Origin of the sequence: Butyrivibrio sp. VCB2001 (genome assembly GCF_000423965.1) — a bacterium.
Lineage (GTDB): Bacteria > Bacillota > Clostridia > Lachnospirales > Lachnospiraceae > Butyrivibrio.
On the sequence record NZ_AUIZ01000008.1, the window covers coordinates 70,778 to 90,916 of the forward strand.

The window sequence follows — 20,139 nt, forward strand, 5'->3', positions numbered from 1 at the left end:
TATGAATAGACATGCATATTTGATCATTGCCCATAATAGCTGGGAACAATTAAAGTTTTTGATATCAGTCTTAGACGATGTCCGCAATGATATTTATTTACATATAGATATCAAGGCCACAGATTTTGACAGAAATGCATTTGAAAAGATTGCGAAACTGTCTAAATTGTACTTTGTAGAGCGGACTAATGTTATTTGGGGAGATTATTCGCAAATAAGGTCAGAGCTGGTTCTGCTTGAGGCAGCGACAAAGAATGGACCATATAAATATTATCACCTTCTTTCCGGTATTGATATGCCGGTAAAGAGCCAGGATGATATACATGCATTTTTTGACGAAGAAAGTTATGAATTCCTTGAGTATGTGGATTTTGATGATAAATCAGAAGCATCCCGAAGGACCAGATATCATTATTTTTTACAGAATAAAGTTGGAAAAAGCAGAGATTGCAGAACAAGAAAATTTCGTGAAAAAATCGTTGGACTAGAAAAGAGAATCGGAATAAACAGATCTGCGGGATTTTATGATTATCTTGGCAAGGGAGCTAACTGGTTTAGCATAACCGAAGGTTTTGCGCAGTATGTTATAGATAATCTGGATTTTGTAAAGAAACACTTTAAAAACACAATTTGTGCCGATGAAGTCTTTCTGCATACATTGCTAAAAAAGTCTCCATTTAAAGATAATTGGTATGGCTTTTATGATAAAGACATTAAGTATCAGAATATGCGATACACTGACTGGGAAAGAGGAAATCCATATGTTTTTGATAAAGATGATTTCTTTGAATTGACCAAAAGTCAGTATATGTTTGCCAGGAAATTTGATGAACGGATAATTTGTGATGAGGTCAAAGAGTTTTTATGTAAAACATCGCATACTACCGAGTATTAAGAAAGGATATACTATGAAAATCGGAATAATAACATTTCATGCGTCACTTAACTGTGGATCTATGCTTCAGGCATATGCACTTCAGACTGTACTGGAAAAGAAATACGGAGCTGATGTAGAAATCATCAATTTTGCCAACAGTGGTTCTCGTAATATGTACAACGTCATAGATTTGAGACCCAAAAAGAGCGCTATAAGAAACAATATTAAATCTGTTACAAATCTAGGTACGATAATTCCATATAGAAGAGATTATCTTACATTCAAAAAACAATATTTGCATTTATCTGCCGGGGACTATAGAACTGCAAAACAGTTAGAGGGAATTGAGAAAAAGTATGATTTATTGATTGCCGGCGGAGACCAGATCTGGAATGTCCGCTGCCCTGATGCAGATAAAGCCTATTTTTTAGGCTTTGCTAAAGATATTAAAAAGGTGGCATATTCTCCCAGCTTAGGCGCTAATGATATTTCTGAAAGCGCTAAAGATCCGGAAGAATATAAACGTTATTTATTAGATTTTGATTATCTCTCCGTGAGAGAGCCAAATGGTAAAAAATGGCTGGAAAAGCTCACAGGACGTGAGGTTGAAATAGTAGCAGATCCAACATTACTGCTAACAAAGGAAGAATGGGTATCAGGTTTTGATTTACCCCAAACAGAAGAACACTATATATTTAATTATGCATTCTTTCATAACAGGGAAGAAACTAATCTGGCAATCCAAAAGATTTCTGAACAGATGAATATGCCTGTCTATGTTTTGGATGGAAAATCTTGGGCGTACTATAAGCTTGACAAATATGGAATAAAGAAGTTCCCTATGACAGGACCGCTAGCATTTTTAGCGTTGATGAAAAATGCAGATCTTGTTCTTACGCAGTCTTTCCATGGAACTATTTTTTCTGTATTGTTTGAGAAACAGTTCTGGTCATACAAGCGACCTGTAGAAAACGAAGATAAAGATGACAGGGCAGTAGCCATCCTTAAACAATTAGGACTGTCTGAAAGATACCAGGTAATCGATGAACTTCCTAACATGGATTATCTTAAGAAAATAGATTATGAAAATGGTGTTAGCAGAAAAGCAATCAGTGAATTGAAAGAAAATGCCTTTGCTTATCTTGATAAAGTTTTAGGTGAGAGGGCATAAATCTTAAGAGCACGAGAGATATGATACGAAGTAGGAAGGAACAATAAATAGAATGATAAGTAGTATATCAGAACTAATTGATTGGTTGAAATATGAAAAAAAGAGATACTATCCATCTAAGCCATATAATGGTTTGTTTTTAATCGATCATTTAGTTGCTGAGTCATATCAACAGATTTGGCGATATCAAAAAATGTTAAGAATAACAGAATATGTTTATAGTAAAAGAAAGAATCCAGTGTTCCTCTTGTTGTATTGTGTCGTAGGTAGAATTAAAAATGTAAGAGGGGCAAGATTAGGTATATATATTCCTGAATACGTTTTTGATAGAGGATTGCTTATAGATCATTATGGCAGCATCACCATTAATGGTTGTTGTAAAATAGGAAAGAATTGCAGATTGCACGGTAATAATTGTATTGGTAATAAAGGTGCAGGAAGAGTAGACGAATTTCCAATTATAGGTGATGATTTTGACTTAGGGTTTGGAGCTTCAGTAATTGGCAGAGTGAATTTAGGAAACGGAGTAATTGTGGGAGCAAATTCATTGGTAACAAAAAGTTTTAGTGGCGATAATCTGGTTTTGCTTGGAACTCCGGCATCAGAACTCAAACAATGATAGATAAAGAGAAAATAGTCATGGAAAAGAAATTAAGGAAAGTGATATACTATATAATTCCGCCAATACTAGTTTTAGCGTCAATATTTTCAGCTTTTAGTAATGATGTATGGGGGGATGAAGTATATAGTATAGAGCTATGCAAACATCCATTTTTTGAGATGCTTTCAATAGCTTCACTTGATGTTCATCCACCGCTTTATTACATAGCTCTTAGATTAGGGATTGTATTGCTAGGTAATTTCATGGATTTAATATATGTCGGAAAGCTTGTTTCAATCGTTCCATATATTATCCTTCTTGTAATAGGATACACATATATTAACAAGCATTATGGTGAAAGTGTTGCTTTCTTTTTCAATCTTTTCGTTGTCGGAATGCCCAAAATGCTTATTTATTCCACTGAGATTCGAATGTACTCATGGGGAATGCTGTTTGTAACATGTGCATTTTTACAACTACCAGGCATCATAAGTGACCAAAAATCAAAAACAAATTATGTGTTGTTGACCATCTTTTCGACTATGGCAGCATATACTCATTATTTTGCCTGTGCATCCGCTATAGTCATATATATTGAAATTTTCTGCATTTTTCTTATATCAAAGAAGTATAAAGAAATACTCAATCTGATTCTATCCGGGATTGGCAGTTTTGTAATGTATATCCCCTGGCTGTTTATTTTCTTACAGCAGACAGCGGTAGTAGTGGATGACTATTGGATAGATCCTCCTACAATTATCAGTGTTATCAAGAACTTTATGTTCCTGTTTTCAGCAAATAAGGTCATTGATGTATTGACCCTTTTGATATTTGCAATCAGCCTTGTTGGCATTGCATTTAGCAAAGAGAAAATAAGGAAAGTTGCCATTTGCGGTATTGTGGTATGGATAGGTACGATAATATTTGGAGTTGCTCTTTCAGTAATACTTCGACCAATATTTGTATCAAGATATGTAATGGGATCAGCTGCATGTATGTGGCTTGGTGTATCGCTTGGACTCTCTCTGATAAATACAGACAAACTAAAGAAAAATGGTATGGTTTTACTGGTATTAGTAAGCTGTTTTCTTGTCACAGCCAATTATGTAAAAGATGAGATGAACAGCAAATACGTATTTGAGAAGAGCATTGCAGATGTAGGCGATATAATTAACGATGAAACTGTAATTGCCAGTGACAATATGCATGTTCAGAGAATTGTATCGTATTTCTATCCACAAAATTACAGCATCGTATATGGTGAATCACTTTCAGAAATAACACAATTGGTATATAGTGATTGTAATCTTGGAAGAACTGATGACATTCATGAGATTACTGATGGTGCAAAGAATATAGTATTATTAAATTATAAAGAAGAGACAAAAGCTTCCTTTGAACAGGAAGGGTTTGAGTTGGAAAAAGTAGGTGAAGGTAAGGTGAGCTGGTACAGCTTTGATATGTATTCTGTACGTGCGAAGTAAGATTTAAAGAGGTGCTATGGACAGAAAAGGGTTAAGACATACGTTAATTGGCTGTTTTTGGGCGCTGACATTATTATTACAGATAATAATGCCTTCATTTAGTGTGCAAGCTGCAACTACTCAGAGTAAACAGTCTTCTTTGCCCAAACTTAAAGTCAGTGGCAGTAAATTAGTTGATGAAAGCAATAAACAAGTCATTCTTAAAGGCTTTAGTTGTGCTACATCTACACGAATATCATCAGATTGGCCTAATTGGTATACTGATAAAACTTTTAAGACTATAAAATCCTGGGGAGCAAATGTATTCAGAGTTACATTAAAACCTGAACAGTATGTTGAAGATCCTAAGTGTGCTCAGTTGCTGTACGGATACATAGATATGTGTATAGCAAACGATCTATATGTGCTGATCACCTGGATGGGAAATGAGGATTATCAGAACTACTCAGAACAAGCCAAATCCTTTTTTGATAGCATGAGTAAGAGATATAAAGGGTGTAATAATGTTATCTATGAAGTATGTAATGAGCCGTTTCATTCACCCTGGACGGCTATCCGTAGTTATGCAGATTCGATAATAAAAGTGATCAGAGCAAATAGCCCTGATGCTGTTATTGCTGTTCCTACGGCTTATCATATTCTTCAATCTGATGATTCTATGATATCGGTATTAAATAATCCACTAAATTATAAGAATATTGTTTATTCGTATCATATGTACGTGGGTAGCAGCTTACATAGTTCTACACTGGACTCGATAGATACTCTGCTTAATAATAACTATCCTGTTTTGATTACTGAGTGGGGAGCTACTTTATCGAATGGCCAGGATGGCTTCTTTAAAGATAAGTCAATTACATGGCTACGCTTCCTGGATTCAAGGAATATTGGATGGATTAACTTTAATCTTTCAGACGTATATTGGAATAATACGCCCTATAATAGCAGTGTTGCCAAGATGGGACAGTGGAATTCTGATTTGAACGATTCGATTTTGTCCGAGAGCGGTTATTTAGTTAAGCATTATTTGTTGGGGGATTACAAGAACAGTTCAGGCTCGCATGAATTGATGGAGGTAAAGAGTGGATATGCCTTTTGGAATGATGATATTAAGAAGAGCGTAACGAGTGTCGTTTTTAACAAGAATGGCTTTGCTTCTTCCAAAGTTATAAAGAGCTGGGACTGTTCACTGGTTAGCGGAACAGGTATGGTTACCGCTTATATATGTTCTGGTGCGAATGGGAACACATTATACATTATCCCTTCTTCCGGAACACTTATTGCCCCTACTTCCATGGAAAGCTTTTTTGAGGGATTTGAAAATGTCAAAACTATAGATTTTACTGGTTTAGATACATCCTGTACGGTTAGCGCAAAAAAAATGTTTTATAATTGTCTATCGTTGGAAACCATTAAATGGGGGCAGAATATGTTTGCGAATGTGGTTAACTGGTCAGAAGCATTTGAAATGTGTAGATCGCTTAAACAGATAGATCTGACAAGGATAAACATGCGTAATACGACTAATATTAACCTGATGTTTTCCTGGTGTAGCAGTCTTGAGAAATTGACGTTGCCATATTTAGAGGAGTGCAAACTTAATGAAAGAGTGGATGTGTTTTATAAATGTGGCATTGATTCTGCATCCCTTACAATTAGTGTTGCGTCGAAAAATAAGGGGTTTGTTGATTCACTGATAAAGAATTCAACAGAACCTAATAGTAAATATAAATTAGTAAGTTATTAAAGGACTCTTATGAAAACTATTGATATTTTTGAAAAAAACAAATGCTCATATTTAAGAATCTTTCTTATGGTATACATATGTATTAGACATTTGGGAGATTATGAGAGTTCAATTCCATTCTTTTTAAAACAGGGATTTCTTGCTTGTGGAATTTTCTTTTTATTGTCCGGATATGGACTTATGTTGTCTTACAATAAAAAAGGATCAGAATACCTGCAGGGATATTTCAAAAAAAGAGTTTTAAGACTTATTATACCGTTGATATTAGTATTTCCTGTATTTCTTCTGATAAAGTATGGCTTAGGAGACTTATCTGGTTTTGGCCTTAAAAACTATTTAAAGGATATTCGTGGTAGCAGATTTATTATCAACTATAGTTGGTATGTTTACATTCAGATATATTTGTATATTCTATTCTTTTTTGAGGTTAAAAAGAAAAATAATCAATTAAGAATGCTTATTTTTAATATTGCAGTTGTTTTAGTGATGTTTTTACTAAAATTTAGTGCATGCTATTACCTGTCGACATTTTGTTTCAATTTGGGAATATATTTGGCTAATAAGGAGCATTTGAAGGTTAATATTTTAAAGACTATGTTGTCATTAGTAGGATTTATAGCCTTGATGGTGCCTTATATTAGCCTTGAAAACTATTACATAAAGTATCCCATTGGCATATTTGCCTGCCTGGCTTTTGCATTATTTACTACATATGCATTAAGCTATATTTCGGTTGGTGCCAATAATGCATTATCGAAAATAAGTAGTATCACATATGAGTGTTATATATGCCAGGGAATTGTATTCCTTTTATATTATCGAATACTTAATATAGACATAAATGTTGTCGTTAATTGCTTATTGTGTGTATGTGCGATTTTCATACTGGGATTTGTTGTGAACATGATAAGCAATAAGATATTTAAACGATTTATTTAGAATGAATTTACAGTAATATTATTATTATTTAACAACATCATACATCGAAATTATGATACTTTTGAAATGTAGCCGCTTGAAATTTTATACCAAGGAGGGTACGTATGTTAAAATTCAAAAGTATCGTTAAAAATGTTGTTATTCCATCAATTATTCTTATTTCAGTTGTATTTTCTCTAGGCTTATTCCCTTTTATGCAAGTTCAGGCTGCATCAGGAAATAATAGTTCACGAGGACCTGCTTCAACAGTTTCAAAATTACATGTTGAAGGAAGCAGTATTGTGGATGGATCCGGTAATCCTGTGCAGCTTCGTGGATTCTGTTGTGGTTCTTCCACCAGAATTGATAGATATTGGCCTACATGGTATACAGATCAGACTTTTAAAACTGTTACATCGTGGGGCGCTAATCTGTTCAGAATAACACTTAAGCCTGAACAATATGAATGGCGCAATGAGTACGTAAATACGATTTCAAACTATGCCGATATGGCTATAGCTAATGGTATGTACGTACTGTTTACGTGGATGGGAAATGAAGATTTCACAAATTATGAAGATTCAGCTGTAGATTTTTTTGATGCTTTAAGCAAAAGATACAGTGGATGTAATAATGTTTTGTATGAAATAGCAAATGAGCCGTTTCATAATAGTTGGGACACCCTGTATGCATATGGAGAGAAGGTCATTCCGGTAATAAAAGCAAATAGTCCAGACGCGATAATTGGAATACCTGCTCCTTACCAGATTACTTCAGGTGATGATAATATGACGGCAGTCATATCAAAACCATTACCATATGATAACGTTGTATACACGCACCATATGTATGTTGCTTCCAGCTTTAGCAGTACAGCGTTAAGAGAGATAGAGGAATTTTTAAATAATGGGTTACCTGTTTTTATATCGGAGTGGGGAACTACTGAATCAAACGGTCAGGATGGTTTTGATGAAGAAAGGTCAAAGTCCTGGCTGACATTCCTGGATTCTCATGGTATTAGCTGGGTAAACTTCAATTTGTCAGATGTTTACTGGAATAATATTAACTATAACAGTAGTGTAGTAAAAATGGGACAGTGGAATCCTGCGCTGAATGATGAAATTCTATCCGAGAGCGGATATTTTATGAAACATTACTTCCTTGAGGGCCTTCAGGCTGGGTCAGGTGGAGTTGCTGAAGTAATGGGCGCCAGCAGAGGCTATGCGTTTTGGGACGACAGCATAAAATCAAGAGTAACCAAAATTGTTTTTGCTGAAAGCGGTTTTAGACCCCAAAATGTAAAAAACGAATGGGACTGTTCAGTTGTGACCGGAACCAAGGATGTAATGGCTTATCTATGTGAAGAAGGCAGCGACGTAGTGGTATATATAACCGCTAATAATGATGGCGAGTTAACTGCGCCTCTTTCAATGAAAGGTTTCTTTGAAGGATTTTCTTCGTTAAAAGAAGTTGATTTCTCTGGAATAGATACTTCCAATACAACAAATGTTTCACGCATGTTTTTTAATTGTAAAAAGCTTGAAGATATCGAATGGGGAGAAGATCCATTTAACAATGTGGCTAACTGGTCACAATCATTTGCGTGTTGTCAAGGTTTTACCGATTTGGATCTCACAGAACTTGATCTTGAAAACGCCAGCAATATAAATCTGATGTTCAGTTGGTGTGATCATCTTGAAACACTTAGCCTGCCATATTTATATGAAGATAACATCAATGAGGATGTAGATGTTTTTTATAAATGCAGTATCAATAGTGATTCGCTGCTTGTAAAGGTTTATGACGATAATGGAATGTATGTCAGCGATCTGTTAGAGAATTCCACGGCTGTTAATGATGACTATGCTCTGCAAAATGCATATAAGGTATCTGACCTGCCTGAAGAAAAGCAGGCTTTGATCAGTGATACCCAATCAACCGGTGATGGTACCGGTGAAATAATGGAAGCGTCTTCCGGATATGCATTTTGGACTGACGAATGCAAAGACACAGTTACACGTGTGGTTTTTGAAGACTCCGGAGAAGCACCTGATAGTTATAAAAAGATATGGGATTGTTCTTCAGACTCTGATTCAAAGGATGTAATGGCATATCTGTGTGATGAAGGTCCGGATAAAACTGTTTATATAACATCTACTGATGGAGTTATTGCGCCGGAATCTTTATCAAGCTATTTTGATGGTTTTAAGCAACTTAGAACAGTCGACATGTCTGGTCTAGATACAGCAGAGACAGTGGATGCCTCAAAGCTGTTCTATGGTTGTAATTCACTGGAATATGTAGATTGGGGTGATAATCAGTTTGAAAATGTAAAAAACTGGTCTCAGGCATTTGGAGTATGTAAGAATCTATCTGAGCTGGATCTTACAAGTTTCGACATGGGTAATACAACTAATATTAATCTTATGTTCTCCTGGTGTGCAAATATGGAATATTTGGGTTTGCCACACCTTACGCCTGAAAACTTAAGGGCTATCACAGATGTTTTTTATAAATGCGGTATAAATGTGGATGAGCTTATGATTCAGGGACTTGAGCATAATAACGAATTCATTTATGCGCTACTGAACAATTCAACCGGTGTCAATCAGTCAATTTCGCTTAAAAATGCTGTCAAGACTGATGATACAGTAGTTGATAACTCTATGCTTGTGCCTCTTGAAGATGTATCACTAGAAACATTGGCAGTTGATAAGGATACTTCCGTGGCAGTTGTTGATGCTAATGTTACTGTAGATGATCTTAAGGAACTGGAAGAGGAGGCAACAACTTCTGCTGATGTTGAAACTACTTCTGAGGAAGTAGCTGAGCCTATTAAGGTTTCGACCGATATGATGAAAGTATCTAATGGATATGCTTTCTGGGATAACGCTGTTAAGAGTACTATTACTCAGGTTGTATTCTCTGACAATGGTTTTGTTCCTAATGAGGCAGACTTGGAGTGGGATATTTCTGCTGAAGAAGATGCAGGCGGTGTAATGGCATATTTGTGCAATGAAGGCTCTGACAAGACTCTGTACATCTCTTCTGAGGGCGGAGAAATAATTGCACCTGACTCAATGTCAGGATTCTTCGATGGTTTCAAAAAGCTTAATTATGTTGATTTTGCAGGTCTGGATGCATCTGAAACCACTAATATTAGCAAGTTGTTCAATGGGTGTAGCTCATTGGAGGCTGTCGATTTTGGAAAGAACAAATTTGAAAATGTAAAAAACTGGTCTCAATTATTCTCAGGCTGTACAGGCTTAACAGAACTTGACATGTCTGAGCTTGATATGAAAAATGCCAACAACATTAATCTTATGTTCTGCTGGTGTAATCATTTGGAGAACCTAAATCTTCCGTATTTAGAACAAAAGGAATTGAGCAGCGTAGCTGATGTGTTCTATAAAGCTGGTAAAAATGCAAATTCATTAGATTTGGACGTATATAAGGAAAATCGTAAATTTGTAAAAGAGCTGATAGAGCATTCAACAGATCCGAATTCTAACTATTCTGTAAATAATAAGGGGAGATATAAACCACTTAGCGAATCAGAGGGCCTTCCAATGATTACTGAAGCATCAAATGGAAATGCATTCTGGCAGGATGAGTTTAGAAATGTTATCACGAAAGCTGTTTTCTGCAATGATGGATTTTTCCCGGATGATTCGGTTGAGGAATGGGATGTATCCGCAGAAGTTGATTCAGAAAGAGTAATGGCATTCTTGTGCGACGAAGATGGCGATATGACTTTATATATTACTTCAGAGGATGAAGAAATTATTGCTCCGGAATCACTTGCCGGATTCTTTGAAGGATTTAAAGCTTTGCGATTTGTTGATTTCTCGGGACTTGTTGCATCAGATACAACTAATCTATCTAAAATATTTAGTAATTGCCAAAGATTAGAAGAGATTGATTTTGGATCAAACAGCTTTGATAATTCAATGAACTGGTCACAGGCCTTTGCGGTATGTAAGAGTCTGACAGATCTTGATCTATCAGGCATTGATATGAGTAATACACGTAATATCAACCTGATGTTCAGCTGGTGCGATCATTTAGAGAATCTAAAGTTGCCTTACCTTGATGAGGATTCGATAAATAGTTCGACAGATGTGTTCTACAAATGCGCTATAAATGTAGGTTCGTGGGAGATTGAACCAAGTCCTGATAATTGCGAGTTTGTGAAAACGCTGATAGATAATTCTACTTCACCTAATCCTTCCTATGAGATTCTCGGTTTTGAGGAAGAGATTCCTGAAGAAGAGATTATTGAAGAAGAGAATGAGACTGAGGTAGAGGTTGAATCTGAGATTACTGAAGAAGAGGAAGAGACTGAATCAGAAGTAATTATCGAAGAGACTGAGAGTGAAGAGGATATTGTTGATATCGAAGAAGATGATACGCCTCTTAGTGAGAAACCTTATGAAGAGAATCCTGCAATACCGATTGCTGTTGTAATGCTGTTCATAGCAGCGCTGGTACTTGCAAATAAGCCTGAATATCTGAAAAAGCTTATTAGTTCAATTCGAAATAGGAGATAATTTAGAGGGGATTAGCTTTTAAAGCTAATCCCCTTTAACATGTAAATATGTTGTATTATAATCATAAAGTCTTTATATTTTGTGAAAATAGTCAAAGGGAGAAACATCATGTCCACATTGGGGAAGCGAGAAATATGGGTAGATAATGTCAAGGTAATAGCATGTATATTAGTGGTGCTGGGGCATTTTTTTCAATCAATGGTAAAAGCTGGATTGATGCAGAATAGCTGCTTGTATAATTGGTTTAATTCGACTATTTACACATTTCATGTACCGCTCTTTTTTATTTGTAGTGGTTATCTGTTTCAAAAATATTCCCAAATTGATTCAGGCAAGGCCTGGGGCAATAATGTCTTAAAAAAATTCATAGCATTGGGAGTTCCATATTTTGTCTTCTCTACAGCTACATGGCTTCTGAAAAAAGTATTCTCATCTTCCGTTAATACAGAACTTGGAAGCTTGCCTGGTACATTGTTCGTTCAGCCAACAGCACCGTACTGGTATTTGTACATCTTGTTTTTTATATTCCTCATTACTATTACTGCAAGAAACCATAAAACAATGATAATTTTTATTATTGTAAGCGCATTTTGTAAATTGGCAGTGATAGCAGGCTTTCAAACCGGTATATACTGCATTGATAATACAATGAGCAATTGGATCTGGTTTATTCTTGGAATGGCTTGTGCATATGGAATGATAAAATTGGCGAACAGCATCGTAGGAATAATTCTGCTTATTATATTTATTTTAGGAAGTGTATTGCTGTTTGCAAAGAATATATGCTTTGCGGGGGAGGAATTTGTTCTTGGACTTATCGTATGTTATTCCATTCTCTGCATTATATTTAATTTGTACAAAGATGGAAAACAGAATCGAATATTTGGATTTGCTGCACGATATACTATGCCGGTATTCCTGATGCATACGATTTTTGCTGCACCATTAAGAAGTGTCTTGATAAAAGCAGGGATCACGAACCTGGCGGTTCATATAGTTGCTGGCATAGTTATAAGCTTTGCCGGACCAATAGTAGCTATGATTGTTATGGAAAAGCTAAAACCGCTTGATTTCGTAGTTTACCCTATGAAATATATTAGATTTTCTAAGAAAGCGTGTTAATAATTAATATGTTTTTAAACTATCATAATAGATTTTGAGGAGTTTGGGATAATGCACATGGAAAACACGATAGAAAAATCAGTAAAACCAATACTGGTCCTATGGATCATATCGTCATTATGCTATTTGCCGCTGATTGCCAGAGGACTGACTAATTCCATTGACGGACTTTGGGCATCAACATATTACCAGGCAGGAAACTGGGAACTGTCTATTGGCCGCTGGGCATGGTTGTTTCTTGATAAGGCAAGAGACGGATATGGCGCTGAGCCCTATAATTCGCTGTTGACATTACTTCTTATTGCAATTGCCGTTTATATTGCAACAAACATGTTAATGAAACATGGAGAAAAACCTCGATACAGGTTTTATATTTTTGCCATGCTTGTTATGTGCAGCACTACAGTATGCTGTTATCTGTCATACAGATATATGTCTCCGACATTTGGAATGTCAGTTCTGTTATCTGTTGTCGCAGCATGGTTTATAACAGCAGAAGAGGATACTAAAAAGAAATCATATCTCAATCTTGCAATTGCAACTGCTTGTTTGATAGTAGCGCTTGGGTTATATCAGGCCAATATAGGATGTTTTTGCGTTGTTATTATTTTGGGGATGATTAACCATATATATCATGATGATAACAAGAAAGCGTTAAGTGTCTTTTTAAAGGCTTTATTATGCGGAACAGTGGGATGTATCCTTTATAAGATTGCCTGGGAACTATGCCTTCGTGCCAGAGGAGTAGGCGCAGCTGACTATAACGGGGCTAATTCACTGTCAATCCTTAAGATGATATTATCACTTCCCAAATCAGTGATACGTATATATGGCTATTGGATATCCTACTTTAAATTTCGCGATGGCAATTATGTTTTTTCTCCAATAAGAATATTTGTAGTATTGCTTGTATTTGGCCTTTTGATTCTCGTGGGGATCATGAAACTACGTAAATCTCCAAAGAATCTTATACTTTACCTGCTGCTTATTGTACTGTTACCTATTGGAGCTGATATATTCATCGTTATGGCACCGGATTCTGTGGGAGTTCTGGCTCAGATGACTTTTCCTATGATGATGGTAATTCCACTTATACTTTGTTTCTTATCAGAAGCAAATATAAAGAGAGAGTGGCTACTTAGCTTATTTGCAATTCTTCTCTTATACGGCAATGTTTATGCTGTTGGAACAGATATCGATGCAATGGCTCAGGGAAGCAATTCTTCAAACACCATCATGAATAATATTGTGGTGTCATTGAATGAAAAAGGACTTATTTCAAGTGATTATCAATACGCTTTCTTTGGTAATATTTCTGAGAATGTAATGTTCAGGAAGAATGAACTGTATGATATGGCATCTACGTACGCCCAGTTTGGAACAATGCTTAAAAAGCCGGATATAGTTCATAAATCATATATAGGACTGGTTGATGACATTGGAGTTAATTTAGATGTTGTAGAAAACGATCCATACCTTAAGATATACTACAGCGGAGTATTGGAAGATATGCCGGCTTACCCTGCTGAAGGCTCCATTATTTTGGAAGATGGAGTTGTAATAGTAAAGGTGTCAGACGATTATAAAGTAGAACAGTAAAAAAGAGGAGATTAGCTAATAGTTAGCTGATCTCCTTTTGATTAGATATGATGACAACATACAGAAGTAAATAAGGATACATATTTACTGAACTTAACATGCATAACAGGTAGGTTGCAATTAAAGCAAAAGAAAACCTCCTGCTCATGGCGGAAAGGTCTTTTTTGCGAGCAAGTAAAACTAAGTAAACAAATAATGAAATGAAGCCACATAAACCAATTATTCCTTCATAGATTAATATTTCAGCATATCCAACATCGATAGAAGAAATCTGCTCCCATTTTCCTTTAAATAATACAGTGATTTCTTTTCGTGCAGCAGCACCTGCTCCCTGACCAAACAAAGGGTTTGTTTTTAATGCATGATATACGCCGGTGAATTGAACAAATCGAGAGTGAGCACCACCTGATGCATTTGAACCATATCCCTCTACATCTGCAGGTTTTCCTTCATTCAGATCGAAGTCAAATCCAACTTCATTTAAAAGAGATTTGGCTGTGCCTGAATAATAGTATTTAAAGTGAACACTAAAAAGCGATGAGAGAATAATAAATAGTAAAGCAATACTCAGTGCAAGACTGATATTTTTAAGGAAAGCTTTTTTACGCTGTTTGTCTATGCAGAAAACAACTAAATATCCAATAATTAAAACAAAGAAAAAGAACATATCTGATCTGCAGCCGGAATGAATAATAGCCATAAAATTCAGGGCTGCAAATACTGTATATCGAAAACTCCTGGTCTTGTGGTACATATAAAGTACAAGCGGAAGTGTAAGAATGCACATATTTCCATAAAGGTTTGCAAGGCCAAAGGTCGTTGTGGAACGAAGAAAGCCAAGTCTGATGTAATGATCATTCAGCATATATCTTGATACTGTATATAGCAGGTCAAATGGCCTGAGAAAAGTGATGCTTTCAAGTATTCCAATCAGGTAAAAAACAGCTGCTGTATATGTGATGACTTTAATTAGTGAGTTGAGTTCCTTTTTAGTTGGAGCCAACAAATAGATACAAACAAGAAAACAAAACTGTTCTACGATTAGTTCAAGAATCGTTTTTACGGGCTGTGCATAGGCTGTTACATAAAAAAGATTTGAGATGATTCTCAGTATGAAGTATCCCAACAGGAAAAAGTACTCTTTTGGAATGTTTGAAAACGATATTTCTTTTAAGGTGATATTTCTTCTATGATTCTTGTACACATAAAAGAAAAAAATGATATACATCATTCGTGAAACTGTTAAAATGGGAAGTGAGTAGGAAAATTCGATTCCGTAATATTCCGGAAGGAATAGAATACAAGTCACGAAAAGATACAAGTATTTCTTTTTGATAAACAGATATATGTTTAGAAATAATAGTATTATTGTGAATAATAGTACTATCATTGAAAGCCCCCTTAGTTTTTAATTAAATATTAGCATAATTAAAGAGTGCTTGCTATAATATGCAATTTTTACTAAATTAAAGATAAATAGTGTTTATTTTTAAAACAATTATCAATATACACGAGGCTTTGCAAATGTTATAATCAATTGGATTTGATTAAATAGATATAAAGTGATTTATATATATAGCAAATTTTTGAGAGGTAGAAGAAATGTATAAAAACGAGATGGAATTGGACGTATCCAGATGCGTGGAAATCCTGATTAGAAGGAAAGTATTTATAGCAATCATGACAGTTTTGTTTTTGATTGTTGGAATAGGATTATCACTTGATATTGGAGAGGATAGATATACATCAGTTGCTACAGTATATGCTGCTGCAGATACTTCCTACAACGATGCTGCTGCTGCGGTTACTGCTATGAATGCATATCTTGATGTTGCAACATCTTATAAAGTAAGCCAGAGAGCTGCACTTATTCTTGGTAGAAGTGATATAGACGCAGCTGATATTCAGAGTGCGTTGTCGGTAGGATCATCATCAAAGGCAAGCGGTTCTGCTACTACAAATTTCCTGAACAGTTCAGCAACAATCATTTCTTTCAGAGTTACAACAACAGATCCTGAGCTTTCAAGACAGATAGCTGACGCAGCTGCTGAATCCTATGTGATTGAGATGGCAAATATTCTTAAGACCGATGCGGTTAAGAATCTGGACAGTGCTGAGAAGGGAAATTTATCCTTTAACGCTCGCAATAATGCAATTAAAAAGAGCTTGATAATTATGATTGCGGGATTTGTTCTTTCCTGTCTGTTTGTAATTGCATGTGAGATTCTGGACAAGAGGATCAGAACGATCAGAGAGGCAACAATCAGAAATCAGATTCCGATTATTGGAATAATTCCTGATTATAAAGATTGACCCGGGGAGGTATAACATTGAATACGTTAGATATATATAAAAATGACAGTTTTATTCTAAAAGACGCCTTTGATCAGGCTGTTATGAACCTTCATATTCTCAAAAAACAGCATGGTTACAAGAGTTTTGTCATCTGTGGATGTGAAGCAGGAGATGGTAATACAACCATTGCAATCAGTCTGGCAGCTGCTTTGGCAGATTCGGGATGGAAAACAGTTCTCATAGATGGTGATATGAGAAAGAAAAATGATTATAAAAGATTAAATGAAAATGCCAAGGAGGGGCTCTCTGATTACCTGATGGGCAGATCAGCTCTTGGAAGCGTAATATATGACACAACAACGGAGAATCTTTCCTATATTCCCTGTGGTGAGCTGATTGATAATCCTGTAAGATTCTTATGTTCTGCTAAAATGGATGAAGCAAGGGATGAGCTTGCCAAGTCATTTGATTTTATTATTTATGATATGCCGGCAATCAATGCTGCGCTTGATGCCAAGGTGATTGCTGTAAACGTTGATGCTACCATCCTGGTTTCATCAATTGGTAAGACTACCAAGAAAGGACTCATAGAAGCAGCTAATACTCTTACAGAGGTCAATGCGAATCTGATAGGCACTATCATAAACAAGACGGATATGGATCAGTATGTAGCCTGTCATGAGGATTATGATTATTTCCAGAATGAACGTTATGCCAAGAAGATCAAAAAAAGCAAGAAGGCTAAGAGGAAGTGAGAATATGAGAACATTGAACCGCTTTATTAAAATATGTTTTGGTTGCACAATGGCATTGCTATTGGCTCTGTCTAATTTCGGATTGGTATCTTATGCCACAGAAGATAAGGAAAGCGCTATAAATTTCAACTCAGTTGTGGAAGTTGAGAGCTACTCAATTGAAAATGGGCATATTGAGGCTGGCAAAGTCAATGACATTAACATAAAGCTTCATAATGCAAATACCTACACGGATGCGAATAGTGTGATTATCACACTTACCAGCAATTCAGAAATGATCTATCCGACTTATGGTAATGATAATCAGTACTACATTGGCAAGTTATCTGCTGGGAAATCTTCTGAGATAACAGTACCGATGATTGCCAATTCTGTTTTGTCAGGAGACTATATTGATCTGACTTGTACTATAGTGTACGAGAGTTATGATAAGAAGATTACCAATGTAGCTACAATGATACTTCCTACTCAGAACATATCCAGTATCTTTGTCAGCAGTGTCGATGTAAGTGCACATGCGACAATTAATGGTAAATCTCTTTTAAGTATCGGGTATGTTAATAACAGTCTTGGAAATATTAATGACGCTGTATTAACTGTTAATGGAAATGTAAGCGAATCAACTAAGAATATTGAGCTTGGAGCAATTGCTGCAGGAAAGTCTTATACCAAAGACTGTAATGTAATATTCACTGAATCCGGTAAGCAGAATATTTCAATTGTACTTACCTATACAGATTTAAACGGTGAAGTTGTTGAATCGAATCTAGGAACATATAGCGTTAATGTTGGCGAAGAAAACGAGTCAGGATTAGTCAGCAATACAAATAATGAAATGCTCAATACAATAGGAAAGGGTATTGCGCTTTTGGCAGCTGTTGTGGCTGCGATTGTAGCATTCTTATATATTAAAAAGAGATGATGACCTGATATGGAACGGATTGCAATCATTACACCTTGTCTGCTTCCGGTGCCTGCCACTAAAGCTGGCGCAGTGGAAGGCCTTATAACCAGGATAATTGAAGATAATGAGTGCTACCACAGATATGAAATAGATTTATACACTCTTTTCTGTGATAGTGGGTCTGATTGTGCTTATTTACACACGAAGATTATCCCCATAAGAACAGGTAACTGTGATAGATTGGCAGATAAAGTACTGGATAAGTATTACAGGACAGTATCAAAGACTGCATCGTTCAGAACTTTGGACGACGTGATTGCAAATGCGTTTACTGAAAGAATTAAATCTGTTGAATATGATGCTGTAATTATAGAGAACATGATGTCTACAGCATGCAGGATTATTGAACTCTGTAATGGGCATTATGATTTTCCGATATTTTTTCACATGCACAACGATGTGGACATCTATCGAAGTCCTGAACAGATAAGACAACTGGTACGCAGTGGAGTACAGTTTATTGCTGTCAGCAGATATATAGAGCATCAGATACATAAATATGATAAAAATGCGATAGTTTCGCTCCTTTACAACGGAGTAGACCTTGATCAATATACCAGAAAAGAAATTCAGGATAATGATACAGTAAAACTACTCTATGTAGGAAGGATTATTCCGGGTAAGGGAGTAAAAGAGCTGGTTCTGGCATATGGAGAACTTGATAAAGAACTAAGAGATAAACTTAAACTTGATATTGTTGGATTCTCTGGTTTTGATAGGGACTATGAAAGAGAAATCCGCAATATGGCATCCATATATGACAATATAACCTGTATCAACCAGCTGCCGGCAGAAGAAATGTCTTCTAAATATGACGAAGTAGATATTGTTGTTATGCCTACAATTGATGAAGAACCTTTTGGTTTAGTAGCTCTTGAAACTATGGCGAAGGGAATTCCGCTAATTACTACAAATTCCGGTGCACTACCTGAAGTGGTAGGCGATGGTGCATTTGTGGTTGATTTTGTAAACGAGTTTGTTAATATTTTATCAGGTGCAATCATAAACGTTGCATCGGATATTAATCTTAGACGTTCGTTATCTGAAAGGGGATATAATAGAGCACATAGTATAAAGGAATTTGACATCAGGAATTACTACAACAATTTTATCCAGATAATAAAAGCACAGGAGATTACTACAGAAGATAAAATCTCAGTTATTGTCCCGGTCTATAATGTTGAAGATTATCTTATCAGATGCATAAAATCAATAACAGAACAGACATATTCTAATACAGAGATAATATTAGTGGACGACGGATCAACTGATAATTCAGGGCGTATATGTGATGAATATGCAGCTTCTGATAAGAGAATAAGAGTCATTCATCAGAGTAATATGGGACTCTCAGGAGCCAGAAATACAGGAATAGATAATGCAATCGGACGATATATCTTTTTCTGTGACAGTGATGATTATCTTCAGCAAGATACCTTAGAGAAGATGATCGACAGGTTAAAGATTGATCATGCAGATATAGTATGCTGTGGAATCAAAAAGGTTCGCAATGGAACTGAAGAAACTATGACCAATGCAGAATGCGGAAGATGGAGCGGCCATGAGAGTGTAGTACAGATGATGCGAAACAATAATATTTGCAGCGTCGCATGGAATAAGCTATACAAAAGATCTTTATTTGATGGAATCTGTTTTCCAGTGGGCATTCAAAATGAAGATGAGGCCACAATATACAAGCCTTTATACAAATCCGGAATAGTCTCTTACATGCCGGATTGCCTATATATGTATTATCAGAGAGAAGACAGCATAATACATAATGACCTTGATAAAAGATACTGTTATCTTATCGAAGCTTTGTCAGATAGAATCGAGTTCTTTAGAGAAAAAGGTGAGATAGACCTTGAAGAACATAGTAGGATTTCACTATTAGAGTGGATTAAGTACTCCTACAGAAATATTGATGATAAGCTGATAAAAAAGGAATTACTAGAAAAATACAGAGGGGGCTTATGTATTTCGACTGCACCGGGCGTTATGGGTATTAAGAAGAAATTAGCGCTACTAACATGGAAGTACATAAGATACTAATTTG

General features: G+C 35.8%; 14 protein-coding genes. 13 read left to right on the forward strand and 1 reads right to left on the reverse strand.

Annotated features, from left to right (window positions below; all coding sequences use genetic code 11):
* The first annotated feature begins 1 nt into the window (after position 1).
* The 9 genes from G589_RS0109945 (at position 2) to G589_RS0109985 (ending at position 14,069) form a co-directional block, all read left to right on the forward strand.
* On the forward strand, positions 2-895 hold the full coding sequence (locus G589_RS0109945; protein ID WP_035775822.1) for a beta-1,6-N-acetylglucosaminyltransferase: 894 nt from the start codon (positions 2-4) through the stop codon (positions 893-895).
* A gap of 13 nt (positions 896-908) precedes the next feature.
* On the forward strand, positions 909-2,048 hold the full coding sequence (locus G589_RS0109950) for a polysaccharide pyruvyl transferase family protein (protein ID WP_026522034.1): 1,140 nt from the start codon (positions 909-911) through the stop codon (positions 2,046-2,048).
* A gap of 52 nt (positions 2,049-2,100) precedes the next feature.
* Positions 2,101-2,667 (forward strand): hypothetical protein, encoded by a 567-nt coding sequence (locus G589_RS0109955; RefSeq protein ID WP_051192302.1) that lies wholly within the window; start codon positions 2,101-2,103, stop codon positions 2,665-2,667.
* A 20-nt stretch (positions 2,668-2,687) separates the two neighbouring features.
* Complete coding sequence (locus G589_RS0109960) at positions 2,688-4,133, forward strand: glycosyltransferase family 39 protein (RefSeq protein WP_035775823.1); 1,446 nt, start codon at positions 2,688-2,690, stop codon at positions 4,131-4,133.
* A gap of 16 nt (positions 4,134-4,149) precedes the next feature.
* The gene (locus G589_RS0109965; RefSeq protein ID WP_026522037.1) at positions 4,150-5,880 is read left to right on the forward strand and encodes a glycoside hydrolase family 5 protein; all 1,731 of its coding nucleotides are present in this window, start codon (positions 4,150-4,152) and stop codon (positions 5,878-5,880) included.
* A gap of 9 nt (positions 5,881-5,889) precedes the next feature.
* Entirely contained in the window at positions 5,890-6,819 is a 930-nt protein-coding gene (locus G589_RS0109970) for an acyltransferase family protein (RefSeq protein ID WP_026522038.1), read from the forward strand.
* Positions 6,820-6,923: 104 nt separating this feature from the next.
* Entirely contained in the window at positions 6,924-11,348 is a 4,425-nt protein-coding gene (locus G589_RS0109975; protein WP_026522039.1) for a cellulase family glycosylhydrolase, read from the forward strand.
* 108 nt (positions 11,349-11,456) lie between these two features.
* Positions 11,457-12,470, forward strand: a complete 1,014-nt coding sequence (locus G589_RS0109980) for an acyltransferase family protein (protein ID WP_026522040.1) — start codon at positions 11,457-11,459, stop codon at positions 12,468-12,470.
* 57 nt (positions 12,471-12,527) lie between these two features.
* A complete protein-coding gene (locus tag G589_RS0109985; RefSeq protein ID WP_196811869.1) occupies positions 12,528-14,069 on the forward strand; it encodes a glucosyltransferase domain-containing protein in 1,542 nt (513 codons plus the stop codon).
* Between the two features lie 22 nt (positions 14,070-14,091).
* Here the strand turns inward: G589_RS0109985 and G589_RS0109990 are convergent, their stop codons facing one another.
* Complete coding sequence (locus G589_RS0109990) at positions 14,092-15,459, reverse strand: O-antigen ligase family protein (RefSeq protein ID WP_026522042.1); 1,368 nt, start codon at positions 15,457-15,459, stop codon at positions 14,092-14,094.
* A gap of 212 nt (positions 15,460-15,671) precedes the next feature.
* Between G589_RS0109990 and G589_RS0109995 the strand changes: the two genes are divergently transcribed.
* From G589_RS0109995 to G589_RS21145, 4 genes are read left to right on the forward strand one after another with little or no spacing between them, the layout of a single operon-like run.
* The gene (locus G589_RS0109995) at positions 15,672-16,382 is read left to right on the forward strand and encodes a Wzz/FepE/Etk N-terminal domain-containing protein (protein WP_026522043.1); all 711 of its coding nucleotides are present in this window, start codon (positions 15,672-15,674) and stop codon (positions 16,380-16,382) included.
* A 17-nt stretch (positions 16,383-16,399) separates the two neighbouring features.
* Complete coding sequence (locus G589_RS0110000) at positions 16,400-17,119, forward strand: CpsD/CapB family tyrosine-protein kinase (RefSeq protein WP_026522044.1); 720 nt, start codon at positions 16,400-16,402, stop codon at positions 17,117-17,119.
* Positions 17,120-17,123: 4 nt separating this feature from the next.
* Positions 17,124-18,041 carry a hypothetical protein gene (locus tag G589_RS0110005; protein WP_026522045.1) on the forward strand — a complete coding sequence of 306 codons (918 nt, stop codon included), beginning with the start codon at positions 17,124-17,126 and terminating at the stop codon, positions 18,039-18,041.
* A 9-nt stretch (positions 18,042-18,050) separates the two neighbouring features.
* Positions 18,051-20,135 (forward strand): glycosyltransferase, encoded by a 2,085-nt coding sequence (locus tag G589_RS21145; protein WP_051192303.1) that lies wholly within the window; start codon positions 18,051-18,053, stop codon positions 20,133-20,135.
* Positions 20,136-20,139: the final 4 nt, after the last annotated feature.